21 protein-coding genes are annotated in these 24,420 nt (G+C 43.6%); 10 read left to right on the top strand and 11 right to left on the bottom strand.

The annotated features are described in order from the left end of the window. Positions 1-26: 26 nt before the first annotated feature. On the top strand, positions 27-1,658 hold the full coding sequence (groL, locus tag QZ998_RS04830) for a chaperonin GroEL (RefSeq protein WP_296558502.1): 1,632 nt from the start codon (positions 27-29) through the stop codon (positions 1,656-1,658). A 129-nt stretch (positions 1,659-1,787) separates the two neighbouring features. Here groL and QZ998_RS04825 read toward each other — a convergent pair whose 3' ends face one another. Both QZ998_RS04825 and QZ998_RS04820 read right to left on the bottom strand, forming a co-directional pair. Beyond that, positions 1,788-2,021 carry a hypothetical protein gene (locus QZ998_RS04825; protein WP_296558501.1) on the bottom strand — a complete coding sequence of 78 codons (234 nt, stop codon included), beginning with the start codon at positions 2,019-2,021 and terminating at the stop codon, positions 1,788-1,790. Positions 2,022-2,072: 51 nt separating this feature from the next. Next, on the bottom strand, positions 2,073-4,001 hold the full coding sequence (locus QZ998_RS04820; protein WP_296558500.1) for an ABC-F family ATP-binding cassette domain-containing protein: 1,929 nt from the start codon (positions 3,999-4,001) through the stop codon (positions 2,073-2,075). A gap of 148 nt (positions 4,002-4,149) precedes the next feature. On the opposite strand from QZ998_RS04820, the gene QZ998_RS04815 reads away from it, so the two are divergent. After that, positions 4,150-4,779 (top strand): redox-sensing transcriptional repressor Rex, encoded by a 630-nt coding sequence (locus QZ998_RS04815; RefSeq protein ID WP_296558499.1) that lies wholly within the window; start codon positions 4,150-4,152, stop codon positions 4,777-4,779. Between the two features lie 173 nt (positions 4,780-4,952). Here the strand turns inward: QZ998_RS04815 and QZ998_RS04810 are convergent, their stop codons facing one another. The 4 genes from QZ998_RS04810 to QZ998_RS04795 all read right to left on the bottom strand — a co-directional run bounded on the left by QZ998_RS04810 (position 4,953) and on the right by QZ998_RS04795 (position 8,937). Further along, the gene (locus QZ998_RS04810) at positions 4,953-5,333 is read right to left on the bottom strand and encodes a helix-turn-helix transcriptional regulator (RefSeq protein WP_296558498.1); all 381 of its coding nucleotides are present in this window, start codon (positions 5,331-5,333) and stop codon (positions 4,953-4,955) included. A 129-nt stretch (positions 5,334-5,462) separates the two neighbouring features. Further along, positions 5,463-6,290, bottom strand: a complete 828-nt coding sequence (locus QZ998_RS04805; RefSeq protein WP_296558496.1) for an FMN-binding protein — start codon at positions 6,288-6,290, stop codon at positions 5,463-5,465. A gap of 70 nt (positions 6,291-6,360) precedes the next feature. Beyond that, a complete protein-coding gene (locus tag QZ998_RS04800) occupies positions 6,361-7,983 on the bottom strand; it encodes a putative manganese-dependent inorganic diphosphatase (protein ID WP_296558494.1) in 1,623 nt (540 codons plus the stop codon). 18 nt (positions 7,984-8,001) lie between these two features. Next, entirely contained in the window at positions 8,002-8,937 is a 936-nt protein-coding gene (locus tag QZ998_RS04795; protein ID WP_296558493.1) for an alpha/beta hydrolase, read from the bottom strand. 191 nt (positions 8,938-9,128) lie between these two features. Here QZ998_RS04795 and QZ998_RS04790 point away from each other — a divergent pair, with 191 nt between their 5' ends. Together QZ998_RS04790 and holA are read left to right on the top strand one after the other, a co-directional pair. Then, positions 9,129-11,540, top strand: coding sequence for a DNA internalization-related competence protein ComEC/Rec2 (locus QZ998_RS04790; protein ID WP_296558492.1), 2,412 nt, complete (start codon positions 9,129-9,131; stop codon positions 11,538-11,540). A 64-nt stretch (positions 11,541-11,604) separates the two neighbouring features. Continuing rightward, positions 11,605-12,621: a DNA polymerase III subunit delta gene (gene holA / locus QZ998_RS04785; protein ID WP_296558490.1), complete on the top strand. Its 1,017-nt coding sequence runs from the start codon at positions 11,605-11,607 to the stop codon at positions 12,619-12,621. A 106-nt stretch (positions 12,622-12,727) separates the two neighbouring features. Here the strand turns inward: holA and rpsT are convergent, their stop codons facing one another. Continuing rightward, on the bottom strand, positions 12,728-12,994 hold the full coding sequence (gene rpsT / locus QZ998_RS04780; RefSeq protein WP_296558489.1) for a 30S ribosomal protein S20: 267 nt from the start codon (positions 12,992-12,994) through the stop codon (positions 12,728-12,730). A 181-nt stretch (positions 12,995-13,175) separates the two neighbouring features. On the opposite strand from rpsT, the gene lepA reads away from it, so the two are divergent. Beyond that, the gene (gene lepA, locus QZ998_RS04775) at positions 13,176-14,981 is read left to right on the top strand and encodes a translation elongation factor 4 (protein WP_296558487.1); all 1,806 of its coding nucleotides are present in this window, start codon (positions 13,176-13,178) and stop codon (positions 14,979-14,981) included. Positions 14,982-15,096: 115 nt separating this feature from the next. On the opposite strand, the gene lsrF is transcribed toward lepA, so the two are convergent. The 4 genes from lsrF to QZ998_RS04755 are packed head-to-tail and all read right to left on the bottom strand — an operon-like array spanning position 15,097 to position 18,006. Next, positions 15,097-15,975: a 3-hydroxy-5-phosphonooxypentane-2,4-dione thiolase gene (gene lsrF, locus QZ998_RS04770; protein WP_296558485.1), complete on the bottom strand. Its 879-nt coding sequence runs from the start codon at positions 15,973-15,975 to the stop codon at positions 15,097-15,099. A gap of 2 nt (positions 15,976-15,977) precedes the next feature. Next, positions 15,978-16,976 (bottom strand): dihydroxyacetone kinase subunit DhaK, encoded by a 999-nt coding sequence (locus tag QZ998_RS04765; RefSeq protein ID WP_296558483.1) that lies wholly within the window; start codon positions 16,974-16,976, stop codon positions 15,978-15,980. A 47-nt stretch (positions 16,977-17,023) separates the two neighbouring features. Continuing rightward, positions 17,024-17,344, bottom strand: coding sequence for a hypothetical protein (locus tag QZ998_RS04760; RefSeq protein ID WP_296558481.1), 321 nt, complete (start codon positions 17,342-17,344; stop codon positions 17,024-17,026). A gap of 35 nt (positions 17,345-17,379) precedes the next feature. Beyond that, on the bottom strand, positions 17,380-18,006 hold the full coding sequence (locus tag QZ998_RS04755) for a DAK2 domain-containing protein (protein ID WP_296558479.1): 627 nt from the start codon (positions 18,004-18,006) through the stop codon (positions 17,380-17,382). 204 nt (positions 18,007-18,210) lie between these two features. On the opposite strand from QZ998_RS04755, the gene QZ998_RS04750 reads away from it, so the two are divergent. The 5 genes from QZ998_RS04750 (at position 18,211) to QZ998_RS04730 (ending at position 24,125) form a co-directional block, all read left to right on the top strand. After that, positions 18,211-19,134, top strand: coding sequence for a sugar-binding domain-containing protein (locus QZ998_RS04750; protein WP_296558477.1), 924 nt, complete (start codon positions 18,211-18,213; stop codon positions 19,132-19,134). A gap of 180 nt (positions 19,135-19,314) precedes the next feature. Beyond that, complete coding sequence (locus tag QZ998_RS04745) at positions 19,315-20,082, top strand: DeoR/GlpR family DNA-binding transcription regulator (protein ID WP_296558475.1); 768 nt, start codon at positions 19,315-19,317, stop codon at positions 20,080-20,082. 572 nt (positions 20,083-20,654) lie between these two features. Continuing rightward, positions 20,655-22,142 carry a glycerol kinase gene (locus QZ998_RS04740; RefSeq protein ID WP_296558474.1) on the top strand — a complete coding sequence of 496 codons (1,488 nt, stop codon included), beginning with the start codon at positions 20,655-20,657 and terminating at the stop codon, positions 22,140-22,142. 173 nt (positions 22,143-22,315) lie between these two features. After that, positions 22,316-23,467 (top strand): uroporphyrinogen decarboxylase family protein, encoded by a 1,152-nt coding sequence (locus QZ998_RS04735; RefSeq protein ID WP_296558472.1) that lies wholly within the window; start codon positions 22,316-22,318, stop codon positions 23,465-23,467. 22 nt (positions 23,468-23,489) lie between these two features. After that, positions 23,490-24,125 carry a cobalamin-dependent protein gene (locus tag QZ998_RS04730; protein ID WP_296558467.1) on the top strand — a complete coding sequence of 212 codons (636 nt, stop codon included), beginning with the start codon at positions 23,490-23,492 and terminating at the stop codon, positions 24,123-24,125. Positions 24,126-24,420 lie beyond the last annotated feature (295 nt).

Below are 24,420 nucleotides of genomic sequence, written 5' to 3'. Positions count from 1 at the left end.
ATTTAGAAAAACAGGAGGAAAATAATATGGCTAAAGATATAAAATTTCGTGAAGAAGCTAGAGCATCACTGATCACTGGTGTTGATAAATTAGCAAATACCGTTAAGGTGACATTAGGACCAAAAGGAAGAAATGTTATTTTAGCTAAATCATACGGTTCACCAACCATCACCAATGATGGGGTAACCATTGCCAAAGAAATAGAGCTAGAAGATGCCTTTGAAAACATGGGTGCTCAGCTGGTTAAAGAAGTTGCTACCAAAACTAACGACGTCGCTGGTGATGGAACGACCACTGCAACCTTATTGGCGCAAGCCATTGTTCGTGAAGGTAACCGTAACGTTGTTGCCGGCGCTAACCCAATGGTACTCAAAAAAGGGATTGAAAAAGCCGTTACCGCGGTTGTTGAAGAATTAAAAGCAAACAGCAAGAAAATCGAAAGCAAAGAAGCAATCGCTCAGGTTGCCTCCATTTCTGCAGCTGATGCCGAAATTGGAAAACTGATTTCCGAAGCCATGGATAAAGTCGGCGATGACGGTGTTATCACTGTAGAAGAAGGTAAGGGAATGGGTACTGAACTGGAGTTTACCGAAGGGATGCAGTTTGACCGTGGATACTTATCCGCTTACATGGTAACTGATACTGAAAAAATGGTTGCTATCCTTGAAAATCCTTATATCTTAATTACTGACAAAAAAATTACAAATATTCAAGAAATCTTACCAGTTTTAGAACAAATCGTGCAATCTGGCAGCAAACTGTTAATTATTGCTGAAGACGTTGAAGGCGAAGCGTTGGCAACCTTGGTTGTTAATAAATTACGAGGAACCTTTAACTGTGTGGCTGTAAAAGCGCCAGGCTTTGGTGATCGACGTAAAGCGATGTTAGCTGATATTGCGGCATTAACCGGTGGTGAAGTGATCTCTGATGAATTAGGTTTAGAGTTAAAAACCACTACCATCGAACAATTAGGTCGTGCCCGTCAGGTTAAGGTTGATAAAGAAGATACCATTATTGTTGAAGGAAGCGGAAACAAAGACGCTGTTGCAGAACGCATTCGTCAGATCAAAGCCCAGATTCCTGAAACTTCTTCAGAATATGATAAAGAAAAATTACAGGAACGTTTGGCTAAATTATCTGGTGGCGTAGCCGTTATCCAGGTTGGTGCAGCCACCGAAACGGAACTGAAAGAAATCAAATACCGTATCGAAGATGCCTTAAATGCGACTCGCGCAGCCGTTGAAGAAGGCGTTGTATCCGGTGGTGGGACAGCTTATATCAACGCGATTCCAAAGGTTGATGCTTTAATTGAAACCCTTGAAGGCGACGAAAAAACTGGTGCCTACATTATCCGTCGAGCAATTGAAGAACCAATGCGACAAATTGCTGAAAATGCTGGTCATGAAGGTTCTGTGATCATTTCGCAAATGGCTGGTAAAGCAGTTGGCGTTGGTTATGACGCTGCTAAAGGCGAATTTGTTGATATGTTCCAGGCGGGAATTATTGACCCAACTAAGGTAACCCGTTCTGCGATTCAAAATGCAGCCAGTGTTTCGGCGATGTTCTTAACCACTGAAGTAGCGGTTGCTGATCTTCCAGCCGAAGATTCCGGTATGGGCGGCATGCCAGGCGGCATGGGCGGCATGCCAATGATGTAAGCCTCAGGCTACATTAACATATAAATTAGTATAAAAAATAGTAAAATAATTTAGTTCCCAATAAATAAAGTCAAATAAAAAGGCAGTCTCTTGCGAGGCTGCCTTTTGTTTGTCTGATTTTAGAACAGTTTAGTCAACATCATAAGGGATGCCAGCAAACAAAACTTCCATTTCTGCTTGTTCCAATTCGGCCAGTTTGATGATCAGACCGTTAAGCAGGGTGATCATCGCCTGGGCATCGGGCGATTCGTCATCGGTTGGTTTAGCTGCATATAGGGCAATTAGCATGGTATTGCGGGTAGTGCCGGTAACATCTTTAAACAGGGTATTTAAGACTCTTTTTTCATTGGTTGTCAGTTCCATAGTTTCCTCCAAATTATTGTTGAATTTTTTTATGTTTTTATTAAATTTAAGTTACTCCGTTTCCAGCGCCATTAAGGCGATCTCCCAGGAATCAGTGAGTTCGGCTAATTGCTGCTTGAGTTCCTCATAAGAAAGATTGATTTCAGACGCCAGGGTAAGGTTGTCGTAGAAATCCGGAGCACACATCGTCGCTTCGATCGATTCAATTTTTTGTTCGGTCACCAGAATCGTTTCCTCGATTTCTTTAACCTGCTTCTTTAAAAGCCGGATTCGAGCTTCCTCCTCCTTTTGTTTCTTGCGGTCGGTTTTCTGCTGGGTTTTAGTCACAATCGTTTTGTTTTCGGCAGCCAGAACAGCTTCCCGATCTGAGGCATCAGCCTTATGTTTTAAGTAATCGTCATAGTTGCCCAGATGGATTTCGATTCCGGCAGCTGAAAACTGATAGATCTGGCTTGCGATTCGGTTTAAAAAATAGCGGTCATGGGAGATAAACAGCAGGGTACCCTCATATTGGCTTAAGGCACTTTCGAGAATTTCTTTGGTATCCATATCGATATGATTGGTGGGTTCATCCATCAGCAGGAAATTAGACTGGGAAATCATCAACCGTGCCAGCAGCAACCGTGCTTTTTCACCGCCAGAAAGGGTGTTGATCGGCTTAAAGACATCATCGCCGACAAATAAAAAGGCTGCCAGGATATTACGCAATTCGCCTTCAGTCAGCTTGGAATCGACATCCCACAGGGCTTCGAGCAGGTTTTCGTTATAAAACTTCTTGAGCGCTTGATGTTCCTGATCGAAATAGCCGATATGAACCTTCTGGCCGAGCCGGATTTCGCCAGCATCAGCGGCCAGCTTGTGCTGTAAAATGCGAAAAAGGGTGGTCTTGCCGGCGCCATTGGGCCCGATGATACCGATTTTATCGCCGCGATGCATTTCAAAACTGATATTCTGGAAAAGCAGACGATCGTCAAAGGATTTTTTAATCCCCGTTACCGCCAAAACGTCATTGCCGCTTTTAACCCGGGGGACAAAGCTGAAATGACTATTATGGGCGGTTTCAACCTTGTCGAGCAACTCGATCTTACTGAGCGCTTTTTCGCGGCTAGAAGCCCGTTTTGAGCTTTTTATCGAGTTATAGGCGCGGAACCGGTTGATAACTTCCTGCTGATGCTTGATCTCTTTCATCTGCTGCTGATATTGATGATTCTGCTCGATCATATCCTGACGTTTTTTTATGGCGTATTGGGTATAATTGCCATGGTATTCTTTGACATTCTGCTGGCTTACCTCGATGATCGAGGTGCACACCTTGTCAATAAAATAGCGGTCATGGGAAACGATGATAAAGGTACCAGGGTAATTCTTTAGATATTGTTCAAGCCATTGCAGGGCATCAATATCGAGGTAGTTGGTTGGTTCATCCAATAGCAGCAGTTCCGGTTCCTGAAGTAGGATCTGACCCAGGGTAGCGCGGGTTTTTTCACCGCCGCTGAGCATGCAAAAAGCTTTGTCCTGATCTTCCGGTTTAAAACCGAGGCCATTGATGACCCCACGGATCCGGCTGGGATATTCATAGCCACGTTCTTCGGCAAAGCGTTCCTGTAGCTCGCCAAACTCCAGCATCAAATTATCCTGAGCCGCTGGCGGGGCCTGGGCAATGGCATCGCCGATTTGTTTGATCCGCTTTTCCATTTCAAGCAGCGGACTAAAAACATCAGTGAGCATTTCAAGCAGGCTGGTATTTTCGGCGATATTGGACTCCTGCGATAAATAGCTGATCGATAGTTCGCTTTTCTTGCTGATGCGTCCGGTGTCGGGAAGTAGCTCGCCGGTAATCAGTTTGAGCAGGGTTGATTTACCGGTACCGTTACGTCCGACCAGGCCAATCTGCTTTTTTTCATTAATGGATAGATTCAGATCATTAAAGACTTCATGGATGCCATAACTAAAATGTAATTTTTCTATATTGACTAGCATTATTTCACCTGTTTTCGTTTTTGTTCGATTATTCTTGTTTATTGCTACTATTCTATCAAAAAAAACCATAAATTAAAATGAATAATTTGACGTACTTGGTACATATTGATATAATTAACTGATTATCCGAAAGAAAGGAGAAGTTATCATGCATCGCTTCTCAAAAAAAGTATCGATGACCGTTGTTAAACGGTTGCCAAAGTATTACCAATATTTAAGTGATTTACAGCTCAATGATATCGAAAAAATATCATCCCGGGAATTAGCAAGTTTAATGGGACTGACAGCTTCTCAAATACGTCAGGATTTAAATTCTTTTGGAGGTTATGGCCAACAAGGTTATGGTTATAATGTAGGAGAATTAAAGGAGGCGATCAAGGAGATTCTTGGTCTTGATAGTGAATATAATTGCATTATTATCGGTGGCGGTAATATGGGTCATGCCATTGCTAACTATGAACGATTTAAGCGGGAAGGCGTTATTTTAAAAGGAGTCTTCGACATTGATCCACTGACAGTTGGCACGGTTGTTGGTAGCGTCGTTGTCAGACACATGGATGAGATTGATGAATTTATTAAGGCCAACGAAATAGACATTGCGATTCTATGTGTACCTCGGGAGGTTGGCCAGAAGGTGGCAACCCAGGTGACTGAATTAGGGGTGAAGGGGATCCTCAATTTCAGCCCTTTAGATTTGGATGTGCCCAGTGATGTTGTTGTCGAAAATGTAAACATAACCGATAGTTTGTTCACCTTGACCTATCTGTTGGGCGAGTAAAAGATAGCAAAGAAATAGCAAAGAAATAGCAAAGAAATAGGTAAGAGTTTGATTAGCGATCAGACTCTTTATATTTTTCTTCAAAATTAAAAAAACATTAAAAAAGAAACACGTTTTACGTGTTTCTTTTATTTATAACAAGTTATGTAAACATGATTTTCATCGTTTTTGATTTACTTTCCACTGGCGCTTTTGAAATTAATAAAATCCAGGACTTCCTGCTTATAGCTTTCCGGGAAAGAGAAATAGGAAGAAAAAGAATCAACTTCTTCGTTGGAAAACACATAAGATTTCAAAAATTCTTCACAGGACATCGGTTTGGGATTGCTTGGTAAAAGTTTGGGTTGGTCAGTTCTGCATAGTAAGTAGTCAACAGATACTTCAAAAAAATCAGCGATCTTGATCAGCAATTGATTTTCTGGTAAATTTTTGTCTTTCTCATACTTAGAAATAGAACTCTTATTAAGATAGAAAAGATTGGCAAAATTTTCCTGGGTGAGTCGTTTCGAAATTCGCAACGCCTTTAATCGCGTACCAAAAGTATTATTTTCCATTTTTTCACCTTCTTTCAGTTTAGAATTGTTGGCATAAATGCACTGCCTATTAACCCATTATAACACGACTTTAACATTTGTCAAGAATTTCAGTTGAATTTAAGTAAGGGATCTTAAATTTGCAAAGCATCAAAAGGGCGATCTTGCTTCCCTTAATAGCCGCAGGCACTCTTCATATTTAGCTTTCTCATGAGCTGCCTCATTGGCAGGAAATGGCGGTTCTAGGGATTGATTATTTACAGCCGTTTCTGTCATTGTGTCAAATAAAGCATTGAAATCCGCACTTTCCGGGGAATCAGTTGATTTACGTTTTGATTTTCCGTCTTCGCTTATAATTTCATCATAACTGAGGGAAGTCAAGGTTGATCCGATAAAAGTGGCTTCCAGAAGCCCCTGATAACCTTCAAGGTCTGGGGAACTGATGATCGCATAGGTATCGAGGGTATCAATTTTTATTGGTTCTTGATCACCTTTCTCTGCCTGAGTCAAAATTTCTCTTGCTAATTTGATATATCGCTCGGATGTTTGGGTCGCCCCTGAGACAGCATCTATTTCATCAGGTTTTTGCGAAAGCATCAGCTCATTGTTAAGCCGAAGATAGAGGGCGCCGATATTCGAAACAGCCAGGTTCTCCCATGTTTTATCATTACCCTCGACAGTCAGACGGTCGGCTTTGTTGCGATCGATTTCTTGAAAATTGACTCTGGTAATCAGGCCATTTTTAATAGCGATGCTTAACTGTTGGCCATATCCCCTGGCATCATAATAGTTTGTGGCAGCAGAATACTGACCGTCGATCAGAGGCTCTAAATATTCTGAAGGTAAAATTGAACCAGTTGCGGGATCATTAATCAATTCTTTTTCGGCACAGCCGGCAAATAAAAACGGTATCAAGGCAGTGACCAGGATATAGCAGAAAAACCGAAGAGGTGGATTCATAAATTTATTTTTTAACATCATTATCACCAATTTTCATCTATCTTTAGGCAGTGTTAACTAATCATTTAGTGCTTATTTCGTGCTTATATTAATAGGCGGAGGCATTCATCAGTGGTGGAACAATCTGTTTTTTTCGCGAAAAAACACCATTCATATACTTGCTGAATTCACCTGCCTGGAAACCAAACGCCAACTGAGCAAGGTTTTTTGCCTCTCCGGCGACAATCAGCTCGGTTCCTCCTAAAATGATGTCAGTGACCATTAAAATCGCCAGATCAAGGCTTTCTTCGGTACATAATCGCTCCATTTCCAGCAGCACACCATCAAGCTTGTCAAATATTCCCCGGAAATCGCCCGTGTTAATTTGCGAAACCGCAATTTTATAAGCCCCCATAGTGAACAATTTACGATCGGTAGAGATGATCTCGGAGGGCGGCATTTCTTTTAAATTACTGCCGGCGACCAGCATTTTTTCACCGTAACTCTTAATATCGAGATTTAGAATCTTAGCCAATTCCCGGGCAATGGTGCGATCTTCTTTGGTGCAGGTGGGCGAATTAAACAATAGTGTATCGGAGATGATCGCGCTGAGCATCAGACCAGCCATGTTTTTGGGAATCGCGATCTTGTTTTCATGATACATTTTAGCAACGATGGTGGCCGTACAGCCAACCGGCTCAATGCGTAGATAAAGAGGGGTAGCGGTTTGTATTTCGGCCACCCGGTGATGGTCGATAACTTCAACGATTTCGGCTTCTTCGACACCGATAATCGACTGATTCCGTTCATTGTGATCAACCAGAATGACTTTTTTTCGACTGAAGTCGATCAGGTTGCTGCGAGAAATGGTTGAAATGACCTTGCCATCTTCAGCCACTACCGGGAAACGGTCATGATCAGAGGTTAGAATATTCTTTTTTACATCATCAATGGTTTCATAGGTCATGAAGTATTCCAGATGGTTTTTCTGGTAATAATTTTTGATCGGAATTCCCTGACAGAGAAGCCGGATCACTTCGAAGGGACCAAAGGCCACAATCAGAACAGCGCCAGGGTAGTCATCAGGGATTTGAAAGACAATATCCGCTGAGGCATTGGCGACTATGATGATACCAGCGCCGGTAGCAAAAGCCTGATCCATATATCGACCCTGCTGAACCGTTATCAGAATATCCTGGCTGTCCAGGGTTTGACCCTCTTCAATTTCGGTAATGGTGTAGACATCGCCCTGAACCAGTTCTGATTGGATTAAACCATAAACCTGGGCTTCTAGTAAGTCGATGATGTTATCGAGTGGGGTGTCACTGTCGCGAAGCAGCGATTTTGAAAAAGCATCAGTATAGGCCGGGATTATGTCCGATAGCGAAACCATCCCGATCAGTTTTTTTTCATCACTGATTACTGGCAGCGAGCGGCCAGGGTGATCAATGATCTGTCCCATCGTTTTTGAAACCGAGTCATTTTCGTAGGCCATCGAAAAATCGGTCAGCACCAGATCCGAAACCTGGGGTTTGACGTCCTTGATCAGCTCAGGAATATCTGCTTGAAAGGTATCTAGAATAAATTGGGTCTCTTTATTGATTGGCCCCAAACGGGCTGGGAAGACCTGGGAATGTCCCAGGGCCTGTTTTAAATGGGCATAGGCAATGGCAGAACAGATCGAATCGGTATCTGGATTGCGATGTCCGAAGACATATATTTTCTGGGTCATCGAAGAACCTCCTTTTTTTTAAATAAGTGAATGCGTATCGAGAAATCGTAATACATCGCCATAGACAAGGTCACGTTTTTCTTCATTTAGAATTTCGTGCCGCATCAGCGGGTATAGTATCAGATCAACGTTGATAACACCAGCATGCTTTAATTGCTGGGTGATCTGGATCACTTCTTTGCCCATACTACCGACCGGATCGTCCCGGCCGGCTAAAAAAAGCAAGGGAAAATCTTGGGGGATCTTTTTTAGATTGGTCTGCTTTGTTGTGTAGTCCAGGCCATAAAACAAATCCCGATAAAAGCCGGCGCTGCAGGTAAAGCCACACAGGGTATCCTCGATGTAGGCATCGACATTGCTTTTGCTCATCGAGAGCCAATCATATTCGGTACGGTTGGGTTTAAACTTTTTATTGTAACTACCAAAGGAAAGATCAGACAGCAGTTTAGACGGCGTTTGCTCACCCTTTTTTCGGATCTCGCGGTGGGCAATCAGGCTGGCGGCTTGACGCATGAATTTGCTGATACCAAGGGTGGTGCCAATAATAATTGCCCCATTATAGAGTTCAGAATAATCAATGACAGCCGTTCGGGTTACCACCGAACCCATGCTGTGTCCGGCGATAAAGAGGGGTAGATCCGGATAGCTTTCTTTAAGCATGCAAGAGATTTCTCTGACATCTGAGACAACCCGTTTCCAGCCGTTGCCGCTTGAAAAAAAGCCCAGATCACCGGAGTCTTTACCGGTTTGACCATGGCCCCGCTGATCGTGGATCACAACCAGATAGTGATGTTGATACAAGAAATCCATAAACTCATGATAGCGGCGGGCATGCTCGGCCATCCCGTGAACGATCAGAACAACAGCCCTTGGGTTGGCTGGGCAGGGTGTTTCGTAATAAGTCAGCTTCGCCTCATCGGATGCATAAAAAGTATTGGTGGTTAAATCAATCATTGGCAGTCCCTTCTTTCATGTTGTCTTTAATCTATTTTCACATTATAACAAAATATCTTAAAAAAAACAGTGTTCACCGTACTAAAAAAACAATAATCAGTGTATAATTAAGATAAAAATCATTGGACTAAGGGGTAATCAAAATGAAAGCAATGGTACTTGGTAATAATAAACCCTCAAAATGTTTTTAAATGAAGCGACCGTTATTATGGGGATTTGTCACCCTGGGTCTTGGAATTGTTGGGGCTTTTTACCGCTTGCCAGTTTGGGCGATGCTTGGTTTTGTCGGCCTGCTGGCAGCGATGCCGTTTTTTATCAGAGCAATCAAAGTAGCCCAAATGGTATTTGTTCTTGGTTTGTTCGGGTTGGGTGTCTTCTTGGGCTACAGCGCATTTCCGGAAACAGACCGTCTCGAGGCCTTCTATCAAAAGGATGTTTCTCTTGTCGGGGTGGTTACTGATTATCCAATCCTGACAGAAAATCGTTTAACCTTCAATCTTGTCACTAAAGAAACGATTGCTGACGCGGATGAAAATAATCGTCTTGCGGACGCCATCGGGATCCGGGCGACCATCTATTACCCTTCAGATGAGAACACAGGTGGCGAGCATCAAGCGTCAAAGACTGATAAAGAGCGATTAGAGCTTCTTCCTGGCGATCTGCTATTATTACAGGGAAAACTGTCAAAGCCCCCCGGCAAAAGAAACCCCGGTGGTTTTGATTATGGACTGTATCTTAAATCCCAGTCGATTGACGGGCTGCTGGCTGTCACGAGTATTAAAGCTGTCGGTCATGAAAGGACTCTGCTTTATCAGATTCTGGGAGTAAAAAGAGCACTACAGAATCAATGCGAGACTAGTTTTTCAGAGGATGTCGCGGATTTACTGAAGGGGGTCGTATTTGGGGAAAAGAATATTAATGAAGATCTTGCCAAGCGCTTTCAGGATGCTGGTGTCACCCATGTTTTAGCGGTCTCTGGTCTTCATGTCGGGTATCTGTTCCTGGCACTTTCCGGCCTGCTGATCGCTGTTAAAATCAATAAGCGGTACTGGATCCTTTTTTTGACCCCGGCATTGTTATTTTACAGTGCGATCACCGGGTTTGCCCCGTCGGTGATCCGGGCGTCGATCATGCTTTTGTGTCTGACCTGGGGGCAGGGCATCCATCGCGAACAGGATGCCTTGAATCAGCTGTGCCTGGCCGGACTGGTGATCTTAGCGATTTGGCCGGCGCAGCTGTTTCAGGCGGGATTTCAACTATCGATGGGCGCAGTGCTGGCAATTATCCTGTTTTATAAGCCGCTACTGTACGCTTATGAAAAGCATCGGAATAACAAGCGGGTACACAATAAAATAAAACCAGGGCCAGTGGTTCAGGGTCTGCTTCTGACATTTTGCGCGACAGTCGGCACAGTGCCGACGCTATTGTATCATTTTAAAAGCTTTACACTGATGGGTTTCTTTTCCAATTTGCTGGTGGTGCCCCTGATCGGCGTGTTTCTGTTGGCCGGGATGGGATTTCTGGTGATTGTGGTCATCTTGCCTTTTTTAGCGCCGATTTTATCGCTACCGGTAGCATTTTTGGGCGAATCGATCATTGTCGTGCTCGATGGGATCAATGATCTGGGAAAGGGTATAAATTTTTTATGGATCAATCGGGGCGGACTGTCGCTGGCCGAAATGACGCTGTTTTTACTGCTGGTCTTTCTGATTTCAGGTTATTTTTATCTGCGACAAGCCTATGTCCGAAATACGGTGATCAGTTTGGGACTGGTACTGGTGGTGATTCTGATGGTAAACCCACTGTTTCCCAAAAATCTGGTGGTTACCGTTTTGGATGTCGGGCAGGGTGACAGTATTTTAATTGAGACCCCCGGTGGCCTGAACTATTTGGTCGATGGCGGCGGTTATCTTTTTGAGCGATCCAACCGGATCGCGGATCAGGTACTGTATCCGGCTCTGTATTCTAAAAACATCCGAGCCCTGGACGCCATCTTTTTAACCCATAACCATGTCGATCATAGTCAGGGTCTTGAGGAGCTGGTCTTTGATGGTTATCCGGTTAAAAATTTGTTTATGAGTATTCATACAAATAACCAAGAGCTCCTTAATCAAGAGCTGGTTCCAGTTTCGCTACTTAAAAAGGGATCGGTGATTGAAGGGAGTGACGGTGTGACCATTAAGGTGTATAATCCCGATGGACAGATCATTCCCAAAGAGGAAGACCACCAGAATAATGCCTCGCTGGTGATATCGGTATCCTATCAAAAAACTAATCTGCTTTTATGTGGGGATATCGAAGCTGAGGCAGAAGAACGGCTGACTGAAGAGTTACAAGCTTTAAGCAAGCAAAATGATTTTCAGATCATTAAAATTCCCCACCATGGCAGCAAAACCTCATCCAGTCAGGCCTTTATTCAAGCGATTGACCCGGAAACAGCGGTGATTTCGGTGGGGTCAAACAATTTCTATAATCATCCCAATGATGTAGTGATCGATCGTCTAAATGAGCAAGGCATCAAAATACTGAGAACCGATCATCAGGGTGCCGTCGAAATTACCAGCAATGGTGAGCTTATTCGCATCAAAAACTACCTGGATTAAGTAAAATGACCAAATAAATAGATAAAAAAATAGTAATACAAACCAAAATTAATGGAGAAACAACGTGAATTATAAAGAATTAAGTAAAAGTATCAAAAACCAGGAGATCAGCCCGGTCTATTTATTTACTGGATCGGAACATTATATCGGCCATATGATCGAAAAAACGTTAATTGCTAGCGAACTGGCAAAGGGTCTGGAACCCTTAAATCTGACCACCTACAATGATAAGAATCTCGATCTGTCAGAATTTTTGGCGACCTGTGAAACCCTGCCGATGATGAGCAATAAGCGAATCGTAATTGTCCGGGAAGAGGCGCAACTCGATAAAATCACCGATAAAAAAGATCTCGAGCGACTTGTTGCCTACCTGGAGAACCCTTGTCCATCGACACTGTTAATTATCTATTGGGAACAGCCCGACAAGCGCAAAAAGCTATATAAAAGTCTGACCAAAGCGGGTAGCCTGGTGGTATTTGACAAACTCGATGCCAGTGATCTACAAGCCTGGATTATCCGACGAGTTAAAAATGCCGGAAAAAAAATCAGCCATTCCGAAGTGGAACTATTTATCCAGCGATCGATGTACTTAATGAACGAGAAAAAAACCATGGAGATGGTCGACAATGAACTCAATAGCCTGATTGATTACGCCGGGGATTGCAATGAGATAAGTAAAGAAGATATCTTGCTGATCTTGCCGCAGTCGATTGAAGAAGGGATCTTTAAGCTGATCGACTACGCCATCAGCGGCCAAAAAGATCAGGCGCTGCTGATGCTTAATCATTTCTATCTGGAAGGGGAATCCCCCTTTGGGGTGTTCAGTCTGCTGCTGCGACAAATCCGGATGCTGCTAATGGTTAAGATTTACAGTGCGCGGGGACTGCCAGCTAAAACAGTTGCGACGGAAATGAAACTGGCTCCCTTTATTGTTAATAAGATTTTAAAAACTGGAAAGAATTATCCCATCGATAATTTATGGGAGGTTATGATCATCGGCGCAGATCTCGATGCCCAGATGAAACTGGGTGAAATCGATCAAAATTTTGCCCTGGAATTATTTTTAATAAAGCTTGGATAGCTGGCAGAGCGGGTCGTTGCCTTCACGCAAAAAAGATGTACCTGAGTAAGTACATCTTTGGATAGACCCTAGAGACACGGGTTTTGGGAATATATAAATGAGGTAATTAAGCAGTCATCTTGTTCATGATTTTAGCCAAAGTACTTTTTTTACGTGCTGCAGTGTTTTTATGTAAAACACCTTTTGTAACAGCCATATCAATTTTCTTTGTTGCTAAACGAAAAGCTTCCTGCACTGCTTCTACGTTACCTTCAGTAACTGCAAGATCAAATTTCTTTACAGAAGTCTTAAGATTAGTTTTTACCATCTTATTTCGTAGACGACTGATTTCATTTGTTTTAGCTCGTTTCATAGCCGATTTAATGTTAGCCATGGGTTCACCCCCCTCATTTATTTATAACATAGCAATTCTAACACATTTACAGAATATTATCAAGAAAAAACGTGACAAAAAAAATATTTCTTGATAGAATATTGATCTAGGTATAAAAAACCTGTGATTGATAGAAGATTCCCATCATTTATATAGATTTGAAAGTAGAGGATTTTAAAAATTGACAAATAAACAAGATCATACACGAAATTTTTCGATCATTGCCCATATTGATCATGGTAAGTCAACCCTGGCCGATCGACTGATTGAAGATACCGGGCTAATGAGCAAACGGGATATGGAAGAACAGTTTTTGGATAATATGGATATTGAGCGTGAGCGGGGCATTACCATCAAGCTTCAGGCTGTCCGTTTACTGTATACCGCCGATGACGGCGAAGAGTATATTCTAAACCTGATTGACACCCCCGGTCACGTCGATTTTACCTATGAGGTGTCCCGCAGTCTGGCCGCCTGTGAAGGGGCGCTGTTAATTGTCGATGGCTCCCAGGGAATTGAAGCCCAGACCATTGCCAATGTTTATCTGGCGCTGGAGAATAACCTGGAGGTTATTCCGGTAATCAATAAGATTGACCTGTTAAGTGCCGATCCCCAGCGGGTCAAGGATGAGATTGAACATGTCATCGGCATTGAAGCTCAGGATGCACCACTGATTTCGGCTAAAGCCGGTCTCAATATCCGTGAAGTGTTGGAGGCGATTGTCAAAAAAGTACCACCACCAAAAGGCGATGTCGAGGCACCACTACAAGCACTTATTTTTGATTCCTATTACGATCAGTATCTGGGCGTTATTGCCTCGGTGCGGGTAGTTCAGGGGAAAATCCGCAAGGGCATGAAAATTGACATGATGGCCGTCGGCAAAACCTTTGAAGTCAATGAGGTGGGGGTTTTTGGCAGAGGCTTGATTCCCATTGATGAGCTCTGTGCCGGAGACGTTGGCTATGTCAACGCCGGGATAAAAAATGTCCGCGATACCCGGGTTGGTGATACCATCACTGAGACCGGCAATCCGTCCGCCGAACCCTTGCCAGGCTACAAAAAAGTGACCTCGATGGTTTTCTGCGGGATTTATCCGGCTGACGGCTCGCGTTATGAAGATTTAAAAGAAGCCCTGGCCAAATTGCAGCTAAACGATGCCGCCCTGCTTTATGAGGCGGAAACATCGATGGCGCTTGGTTTTGGTTTCCGCTGCGGTTTTCTTGGTCTGCTTCATATGGAAATTATCCAGGAACGGCTGGAACGGGAATTCAATCTCGATCTGGTCACGACCGCCCCTAGCGTTATTTATAAGGTCATCAAGACCGATGGCAGCGAATTATGGGTCGATAATCCTGCCAACCTTCCGGGTCCGGTAGAGATTAAAACCATGGAAGAACCAATTGTCAATGCCGATATCATGGTGCCTTCGGAATATTTGGGTGCGATTATGGAATTGTGTCAGGAACGCCGCGGTGTTTATCTGACTATGGATTACGTTGAAGAAAACCGGGTTATCCTGAAATATGAATTACCCCTTAATGAGATTATCTATGATTTCTTTGATGCGCTTAAATCGCGGACTCGCGGTTATGCGTCCTTTGACTACGATATCAAGGAATATCGGCCATCGGATTTGGTTAAGCTGGATATTCTACTCAATGGCGAACTGGTCGATGCCTTATCCTTTATTGTTCATCGCGAAAAGGCCGCAAACCGGGGACGGTTGATTGCTAAAAAATTAAAAGAAGAAATCCCCCGGCAGATGTTTGAAATACCGGTTCAGGCTGCCATTGGCACCAAGGTGGTCGCCCGCGAAACGATCCGGGCGATGCGCAAAGATGTACTGGCTAAATGTTATGGTGGGGACATCAGTCGTAAACGAAAATTGCTGGAAAAACAAAAAGAGGGTAAGAAGCGGATGCGTCAGGTTGGTAATGTGGAAGTACCGCAAGAAGCATTTATGGCGGTGCTTAAGCTGGATTCCTGATTTAATAAAAAAATTAATAGTAAAAAATTAATAGCAAAAATTTAATAGTAAAAAGCTGTCCTGGATGAGATGTTCACCCAAGACAGCTTTTTTATCGTGATCAACATGTAAGTGACTAGCGGGAAGAAAGATCAGTGTAAAATTCAAAGGCTTCGGTGCCGGTGAATTTTTCGTGAACAACCTTACGAATGCTCTGGATCATCGCAACCGGGTTAGCGGCCTGGAAGACGTTGCGACCCATATCGACGCCGGCAGCGCCTTTTTGAATAGCCTGATAGGTGATTTCCAGGGCTTCCTGTTCCGGCACCTTTTTGCCACCGGCGATAACAATCGGCACCGGACAGGCGGCGGTGACCGCTTCAAAGTTATCGCAATAGTAGACCTTGACAATCTGAACCCCGAACTCAGCCAGCATTCGGGTAGCCAGCGAAAAGTATTTGGTGGTTCGTACCATATCCTTGCCAACCGCCACCACCCCAAGGGTGGGAATACCATAACGGTTGCCGGCATCGACGGTTCTGACAATATTCTCAATGCTCTGGCATTCGTTCTCAGATCCGATAAAGGCCTGAATTGCCATACAGGTGGAGTTCATCCGGATCGCCTCTTCGACATTGACGCCGATGATTTCCTTGCTCATATCCTCTTGTAAGACCGAACTTCCGGCCGAACAACGCAGCGCGATGGCTTTGCCGTGATCCGGTCGGATACAGGTTCGTAGTGCTCCGCGGGTAGCCATCAGGACATCGGCATAGTCCTGCAGCGGCGGGATCGCCAAATCGATCCGTTCCAATCCCTGGGTAGGCCCCATGATATAGCCGTGATCAAAGGCCAGCATGACAGTATGACCACTGGGGGGATCAAATATTTTTGATAGCCGGGTTTTCATGCCCCAATCCACATCATCCATCCCTTTGACATGAAAATTTCGTTTTTTCATGGGTTGGTCTAAGCCGAAGTGTTTCGGAATTTTGATTGCATCCTGATCGGCCATAACTATCGACTCAAATAAGGGGTCTTAGCTGGGGCTTCCCAATAAGCCAGTTTCTCCGAATCCATTCGGGCAAAGAAGAGTTGAAAGCCAGCCTGTTCCTGAACGGTTAAAACTTCTTCTACCCAACTGGCGACAATTTTGATGCCCTTTTCGCTGAGATACATGTGAACCCGACGGAAAACCAGCAGCATTTCCATAATCGTGGTAGCACCGGTACCGTTGACAATGACCATCACTGCTTCGCCGGATTTCAGATCCAGATCCTTGACTAGCGCATCCGCCATGATTACAGCAGTTTCGTCGGCCGTTGCCATTTTCCGGCGCCCGCCACCGCCTTCGCCATGCTGACCCATCCCAACTTCCATTTCATCTTCGCCGAGTTCGGCAAAGGAAGCGCCATTCTGGGGATGGGTCGCGGTTTTACAAGCGACCGCAATGGTCGCCATATTATCGGCAAAATCCTGGGCAAGGGCAGCCACTTCGGCCAACGATTTGCCCTGGGCGGCAGCGGCGCCACAGATCTTGTAGAGCGGCACACAGCCAACCAGACCACGGCGGTTGGCAGCGTCAGATCGGGGCGCATTGGCAATATCTTCCTGGGTGACCACCTTGATGACATTTAATCCCAGCTTTTCGACCTCTTTCATGGTTCGATCACCGGCTAACATATCTCCGGCATGGTTTAACACCACAAAAAGCACACCCTTGCCTTTATCGGCTAGCTTCAAGGCTTCTACGACGGCTTTGTAACCGGGAGCCGCAAAAATATCGCCAACCACTGAAATATCGATCATTCCTTCACCGACAAAACCTTCTAGCGCCGGTTCATGACCAGCTCCACCAATAGTGACGATGGTAACCCGATCAGCAGTGGCCAGACCCTTATTGATGATCAGATTGTGTTCCGTCACCTCAAGAATATTGGGATTTGCCAAGGCCAGACCTTCTAATAATTCAGCCGTAATGTTATCTGGATTGTTAATAAATTTTTTCATCGTCATTTTATGTTCTCCTTAAATTATTATTTTAAATAGATGAGTTGGAGTAATTATTTCATTTCCATTAATTCAATAACCGTGCCGTCAACTTTAACAAAGGCAATATCGAGGTGTTCATCTACTGTCATCCGTTCATTTAGAACAATCGCCTGGTGATCTTTAATAAAGCTATCGATATTAGGAACCTTGTAGGCAATGTGAGTAAAATTTACCACATCTGGGTGAAATGGGGTGCCTTCTTCAAATCTGAGATACTCAAATTTGAAAGGGTTGTTGTCCGGTCCTGAGATATGAACCTTTAATCCCTCAGCGTAAAACTCTTCCAATACCGGTTCCTTAACCGGAACACCAATGTGCATGATTTCGTACATTTTGTTCTCCCTTCAGATTATAAATTGAGAATTTTTTATGCTGAATACCCTTTGGCCAGGCCTTCGTAAAAATAGGCGAAGGTAACCGAGCCAGGATCCTGATGACCTAAACAGCGCTCGCCAATATAACGGGCGCGACCATATTTTGCCAACATCTCGGCGGTGTTGTCAGATCCAGCCCGGGCAGCCTGGGCGGCTTTTTGCAGGGTTGTTTTCATATCGGCGGTAGAAGTACGGATTACCTCGGTGGCTGGATAGATAGCATCCATCATGGTTTTGTCGCCAACAACTGCTTTGGAGGTTATAAAGAATTCGTCATAGGCACCGAGCAGGATGCTTTTAATAAAGGCGTCAGTACTTGGGGCATTGGGATCGGCGGCCGCTGCCATACCATAAATAAAAGCTCCAAACAAGGGTCCGGCTGAACCGCCGCTAACATCTTCGAGCCCGTCGTTGAGGGATTCAAGCCCTTCTTTCAGGTTGGTTGTTTGATCCCAGCTTTCTAGTTTGTCAAACATGACATTGGTCAGCTTTTTCATGGTTGTCCCATGATCGCCATCGCCCAGCGCGCAATCCAGATCTGTCAGAACATCAACATGAGCGGCAATTTCGCGGGCAGCAGCAAGCAGTAGATTTTTTACTTTCACTGGTTCTAGTGACATTAGATCACCTCCACAATCGTTTACATCTTTGTCACCAGTATAACAAGTGGCAAAGGGGAAGTCAAACAAAAATAGCATATGTTTAACATGAATAAAGAGAAATCCAATAATATACACTAAATAATGGATATACTTGACATATGTTAGGTATTGTTATATATTAGACAATAAGAAGATGACAACCAAAGAGATTGGAGTAGACAAATGAAAGCAAAAGAATTGTTGCGACTGATCGAAATTTCAAAATTATATTATGAAGAAAATAAGACCCAGGCAGAAATCGCCAGGATCATGGATATTTCCAGGCCTTCAGTAAGCAGTTTATTAAGCAAGGCCAGAAAGGAGGGGATTGTAAAAATTGATATCCTCGCCTATCAAGAATCCAACATGGGATTGTCTCAGGGCTTATCTCGCCGTTTTAATCTTAAAACCTGTCAGGTGGTGGAATCGGCAGAAGCTTTCCACCAGGAGTCAGCAACGGTTTTATTAAATTATCTTGATAAAACCAGGGTTTTGGGTTTGGGATGGGGCTATAATATTAATAAAATGATTGAAGCTATGCCTCAGAAAAATGACAACGAAACTGCCCAGGGGATTGTCTGCCCGATAATCGGCACGGCCACTGTCCCCCATCGCGGGTATCATCCCAATGAATTGGCCACCGATCTATCCCATAAAACCGGGTTTCAAGCGGAATATTTAATCAGCCCGGCCTTTCCAACCACCGAACAAGATCAGGATTTGTTCATGAACACCAATAATTATCTTGATATTCTAGAACGATGGCGGAAAATGGATACAGCGATTATCACGGTCGGCAGTTTTCCCTTGGTACCGGATCATGGAACCGCACTGCGGTTTGGCAAGAAATTGATTCAGGAAAAAGCAGTTGGCAGTCTGCTGTCCTATTTTTTTAATCTTCAGGGTGAGCAGATTTTGGGGGATGATGATTATGCCATCCAGATTCCCTTAAGGCTTTTGGCACGGATCAAAGATGTTATCGGCATTGTTCCGCCGGAATCCAATATTAATGCCGTTGTCAGTTGTTTGCAAAGCGGTTATATCCGACATCTGGTAATTACCGAACAGAATGCCAAGGATGTTCTTAAGCAAATTGAAAGCAATTGACACCGGTTCCAAAATTAGTGTGGTTAGGTAATACTTGCTTTAAGAGTGATTTGTCGGTACAATTTATAATAGTAGCGGTGTTAAACATGAGTTTTGCTAGGCCAGCAAAAAATGTCCCTGATGATCTAAGAAAAATACAGACCGGTTCAACAAATAAGGGCATTTAGTAAGGAGAAAAATATGTTACATATCGACCGTAGAAAAGAAATTTTAAATACAATTATGAGCAAAGGTTCGGTAAAAGTTGCCAGTCTTTCGGAAAAATATGATGTCGGTGAGGCTACCATCCGCCGGGATTTAAAATATCTGGCTGAAGAGTATGGGATTACCTTATCCTATGGCGGCGCTTACCGGAAAGAAAAGATCAACTATCAAACCACCTCGGAAATGGATATTTATAAAAAGCGCACCCAGAATATCGAAGAGAAACGCTTTATTGCCGAAAAAGCCGCCAAATTGATTGAGAATGGTGATACGATCGCTTTAAATGCGGGTAGCACCGTCGAACTGATGCTTGATTATCTTGACGATACAACCGAGATCAATTTAATTACGCTTTCACTTAATATCGCTTTAAAAGCATCCGCTATCCCTGGAATCACAGTCTACATGCCGGGCGGTAAGCTGCGCAATTTTTCCGGGGCATTTTATGGCAAAGAAGCCAATGCGTTTCTAAAGAGTTTCAATATCGACAAAGCGTTTATGGGGGTTATGGCGGTATCGATTGATAAAGGGATCACCCATGGTGCCTTTGAAGAAATTGAAATCAATCAAACGATTTATGAAATCAGCCGGAAATGTTACCTGATGGCCGATTATTCCAAGTTTGATAAGGTTTCGCTGACCAAAATGGTTGATTTGAATGTCTTTGACGGTTTTATTCTGGATGATAAGACTCCGGAGCTTTATCGGGAATACTGTAAAAGTAATAATATTGCGGTCATTTAAAAGCTAGTCGATCATTCCGGAATACAAAGACAAATTAAAAAAGAAATAATAACGACGCATCGAAGCTAACGATGCGTTTTTTTTAGTAAAGTTTTAGTGTGGCACTGATGATAGTGACGTGATTTTTGATGCAAAGATAAAAAAACATATAATCGGGGAAGAACAACTGATTCGTAAAATAATGGGTATAATTATTTCGAAAACGAACGGATTGCAAAAGAGTAAAAGCATAGACATTGAAAAAAATACAGAAGTGAACACAAACTCATTATAAAATCACTACAAAAACGACATAAAACGATTGACAACGATTAATTATCGTGATATATTCTAGCTAATAGATAGTAAATCGTGATATATTACGAAAATTGCTGTGATTCGGTTTTCCCTCGACGATAAAGAACTACGTGATTACAACTGCGTGAAGTGCTTCCTCCAAATAAATCAAATGATCCGCGTGTAAACTCAAAAATTCAGTCTGAATTGCTATGATGGCATTTCATAAATCAGACAGCTAAGAAAGATCAGGCCAGGAAATTCCCATATCCAAATAATTTTAAAGGAGTAGAAAAATGGAAAAGTATGTACTCGTTATTGATGAAGGGACCACCGGTACCAGAGCTTTGATTTTCAACCAAAAACTGCAAATAGTTGCTCAAAGCTATGATGAATTCACACAGTACACACCAGGGGAAGACAAGGTTGAGCATGATGCTTTAGAAATTTATGAAAAATGCGTTGCAATGTGCAAAAAGGCCATTGGCGAGGCGATGATTGCGCCAGAAGAAATTGCCTCGATCGGGATTACCAACCAACGGGCAACCTGTCTGGTTTGGGATAAGAATACCGGTGAGCCCCTGTACAACGCAATCGTTTGGCAGGATACCCGAACTGCCGCTTTTTGCCAGGAACTCAATGCTGGCGAGTGGGGAGAAAAAGCCAGAAAAACAACGGGTTGGACCTTAGCACCAGTTTATTCTTCGATGATGCTCAACTGGTATATCAACAATGTCCCCCTTATCAAAGAAAAGATTGAAGCAGGGGAAGCCCTCTTTGGTACCATTGACACCTGGCTGATCTGGAAATTAACCGGCGGAAAGAAACATGCGGTCAGTTACTCCAATGCCTCGGTTATGGGAAGTCTCGATTTAAAAACCGGTCAATGGTACGACGAATTCCTGAACTATCTTGGCATCGACACAAAAATATTCCCTGAAATAATTACTGATTCAGGAGACTATGGGGTCACGCTAAAAGATATTCTCGGCGCAGAAATTCCGATTAATGGCGTTATTGCAGATCAACATGCCGCCTTATTTGCCCAGGGTTGCCGAACCGCCGGAACCGGTAAGATTACCAATGGAACCGGCTCTTTCTTAGATATTAATGTCGGTACAGAATGTGTTATTTCGGATCAGGGGCTTAACACGGTTATTGCCTGGAAACTTGGTGACACAATGACCTATGCCCTGGAGGGCTATGAGTCGGTTACCGGTTCAGCAGTACAATGGCTCAGAGACGGTCTGGAAGTGATAACCGAGTCCAGCGAAACTGAAGCATTGGCACGATCAGTCGAAGACGCCAATGGTGTATACTTTGTCCCAGCTCTTGCCGGTTTAAGTGCCCCATATCATGATCCCTATGCTCGCGGTACGATTTTCGGGATTACCAGAGGGACAAAAAAAGCCCATCTGGTTAGAGCAACATTAGAAGGAATTGCTTTTCGGCTCAAAGATATTATGGATGTTGTCGGCAACGAAGCAGGGATTAAAATGAAAACCATTCGGATCGACGGTGGCGCCTCCAAAAATAATCTACTGGCTCAAATGATGGCTGATATGATGGATGTTCAGGTAGATCGTCCTTTCTCGGTTGAAGCGACCAGCTTAGGTGCGGCTGAAATGGCCGGTCTTTATATCGGGTTATGGAACGAAGCCGATTTTGATGCAGCACTGACCATCGATGCCAGTTTTAATCCCGAAATATCACAAGAAAAGCGCACGAAAGCCTACAAAGGCTGGCAAGAAGCGATCAAACGTTCAATGAACTGGAATGTTTGATTTAAAGTCAATCGCTAAATGAATCAATGCTGAGATGCGCAAAATAAAACAATTGTATGGCGATTATCAATTTCTCGGTTGATGAGATTGAACGTTTCAAGAAAATTAATCATTTTAATGACCGGCTGATCCTTGCTTCATTTGAATGAAATGATTGATACAAGGAGGAAAAAATGAATTCGCGAGAAAGAGTTATGACTGCAGCCAATCACCGGGAACCCGATCGGGTACCGGTGGATATGGTGTTAACCATCGATGTGTATCGGGATATGAAAAAGGTGCTAAATATGGAGCACCTGCCTGAATCTCCAAGAATGGGGCGGTGGACAGAAGTACAGATGCCCATCGAAATGATAAAAAAATTAGGAATAGACATGTATTATATTTCTCCGCGATCAGGCGTTTCGATTCATACCAAAAGTTTTGACGATGGCAGCTTTATTGACGAGTGGGGATGTTACTGGAAAAAAACCGCCATTGACGGCGGCCACTTCTATTTCGAACTGGTCAATCCGCCACTGGAAAATGCCACGATAGCAGATCTGGACAGCTATGACTGGCCAGATCCGGAAGACCCCAAACGTTATGCTGGTCTCAAGGAAGAAATGAAAGAGGTGCGTGAAACCACCGATTTGGCAATTCTAGCAAAATTTGCCGGAGCAGTTTTTGAACTGGCCACCTATATGAGAGGTCACGAACGGTGGTATCGCGATATTATCAACAACCAGGAATTTGCCCATGCCTTAATGGATAGAATCTGTCAGATTCAGAAGCGCACCAATGAGGTGATTATGGCTGAGGTGGGAGAATATGTTGACATCCTCAGGCTCAGCGGTGAAGATCTGGGGATGCAAGATCGGCCGCTGATTTCGCCTAAAACATTTAAGAAAGTCGTTAAGCCCCATTTGAAGGAGCTTTGGGAACATGCTAAAAAGACCCTGCATCAGTATAATCCTGAAGCCAAAATCATGTTGCATACCTGTGGAGCGGTACGTCCCTTTATTCCGGATTTGATTGAAAGCGGAGTCGACATCCTGGATCCGGTGCAGCCAGGCGCCAAGGACATGAATCGCTTTGAATTAAAAGCAGCCTTTGGTGATGCGATCGTTTTTCATGGCAATATTGACATTCAGAAGATTCTTCCTTTTGGTAGCAAAGAAGATATTACCAATGAGGTGCGCGAGGCAATCAAAGCACTAGCTCCCGGTGGTGGATTCTTGTTGGCACCGGCACATAATGTCCAGGGCGATGTGAGTGCCGAAAAATTAGTGCACATGGTTAATTGTGTCCATGAATTTGGAAATTATCCGATCCAATTGGACTAAATTAAATGACGGGAGAATAGAAATGGAAATTCTAAAAAAGATAACCGAAACCCTCTATGATGGCGATGAATTTGCCATGCCGGAACTTGTTAAGGAAGCCATAAAAGCAGGTGCAAGCCCGCAGCAGGTGCTCGATGCGATGATGGACGGCATGGCCATTGTCGGAGATGAGTTCAGCCGCGATGAGTTATACATACCAGAAGTGCTGTGCTCTTGTCACGCCATGATGGAAGGATCAAAAATTCTAAAGCCACTATTAACAGATAGCGATGCCAAAGCTCTGGGAACTGTTATTCTTGGCAGTGTTCAGGGCGATATGCATGACATTGGCAAGAATTTAGTCGGAATGATGTTAGAAGGCCGGGGCTTAAAAGTCATTGACATCGGTATTGATGTACCTGCTGAAAAATTTGTTGAAGCAGCTATAAAACACCAGGCCGATATTGTCGCCTGTTCAATTTTGCTCACCACCACCATGCCAGAGACACCCAAGGTGGTCAAGGCTTTTGTCGATGCCGGGATCCGCGATCAGGTAAAAATCATGATTGGTGGGGCGCCAATTACCCAGGAATTCTGTGACCGGATGGGCTGTGATGCTTATGCTAAGGATGCCGGAGCAGCTGCCGCAATGGCGGTAGCCCTGGTCAGTAAAGCATGAAATAGCATACCCATGAAATAGCGTGCTCTAAAATATCATAAACATTTATGATTAAAAAGACATGAACAGGTCAAACACCTTTAAGATCAATAATAAGAAGGCAGCTAATCGATTTCTGATTGGCTGCCTTATATTTTGGATAAAAGTATAGTTGTTAACCCGGATTTCGAGTAAAAGCATAGAAATTAAGCAATTTCAGCCAAATCAGTGCTCACAAACCGCATAAAACGGTAAAAATAATCCAAAATCACAAATGTAGTGACCGAAAATAGAATTAAATTCATTTTTGTGTTGA

This window comes from uncultured Acetobacterium sp. (assembly GCF_927416815.1).
Taxonomy (GTDB): Bacteria; Bacillota; Clostridia; order Eubacteriales; family Eubacteriaceae; genus Acetobacterium.
This window is presented reverse-complemented; position numbering and strand designations above follow the sequence as displayed.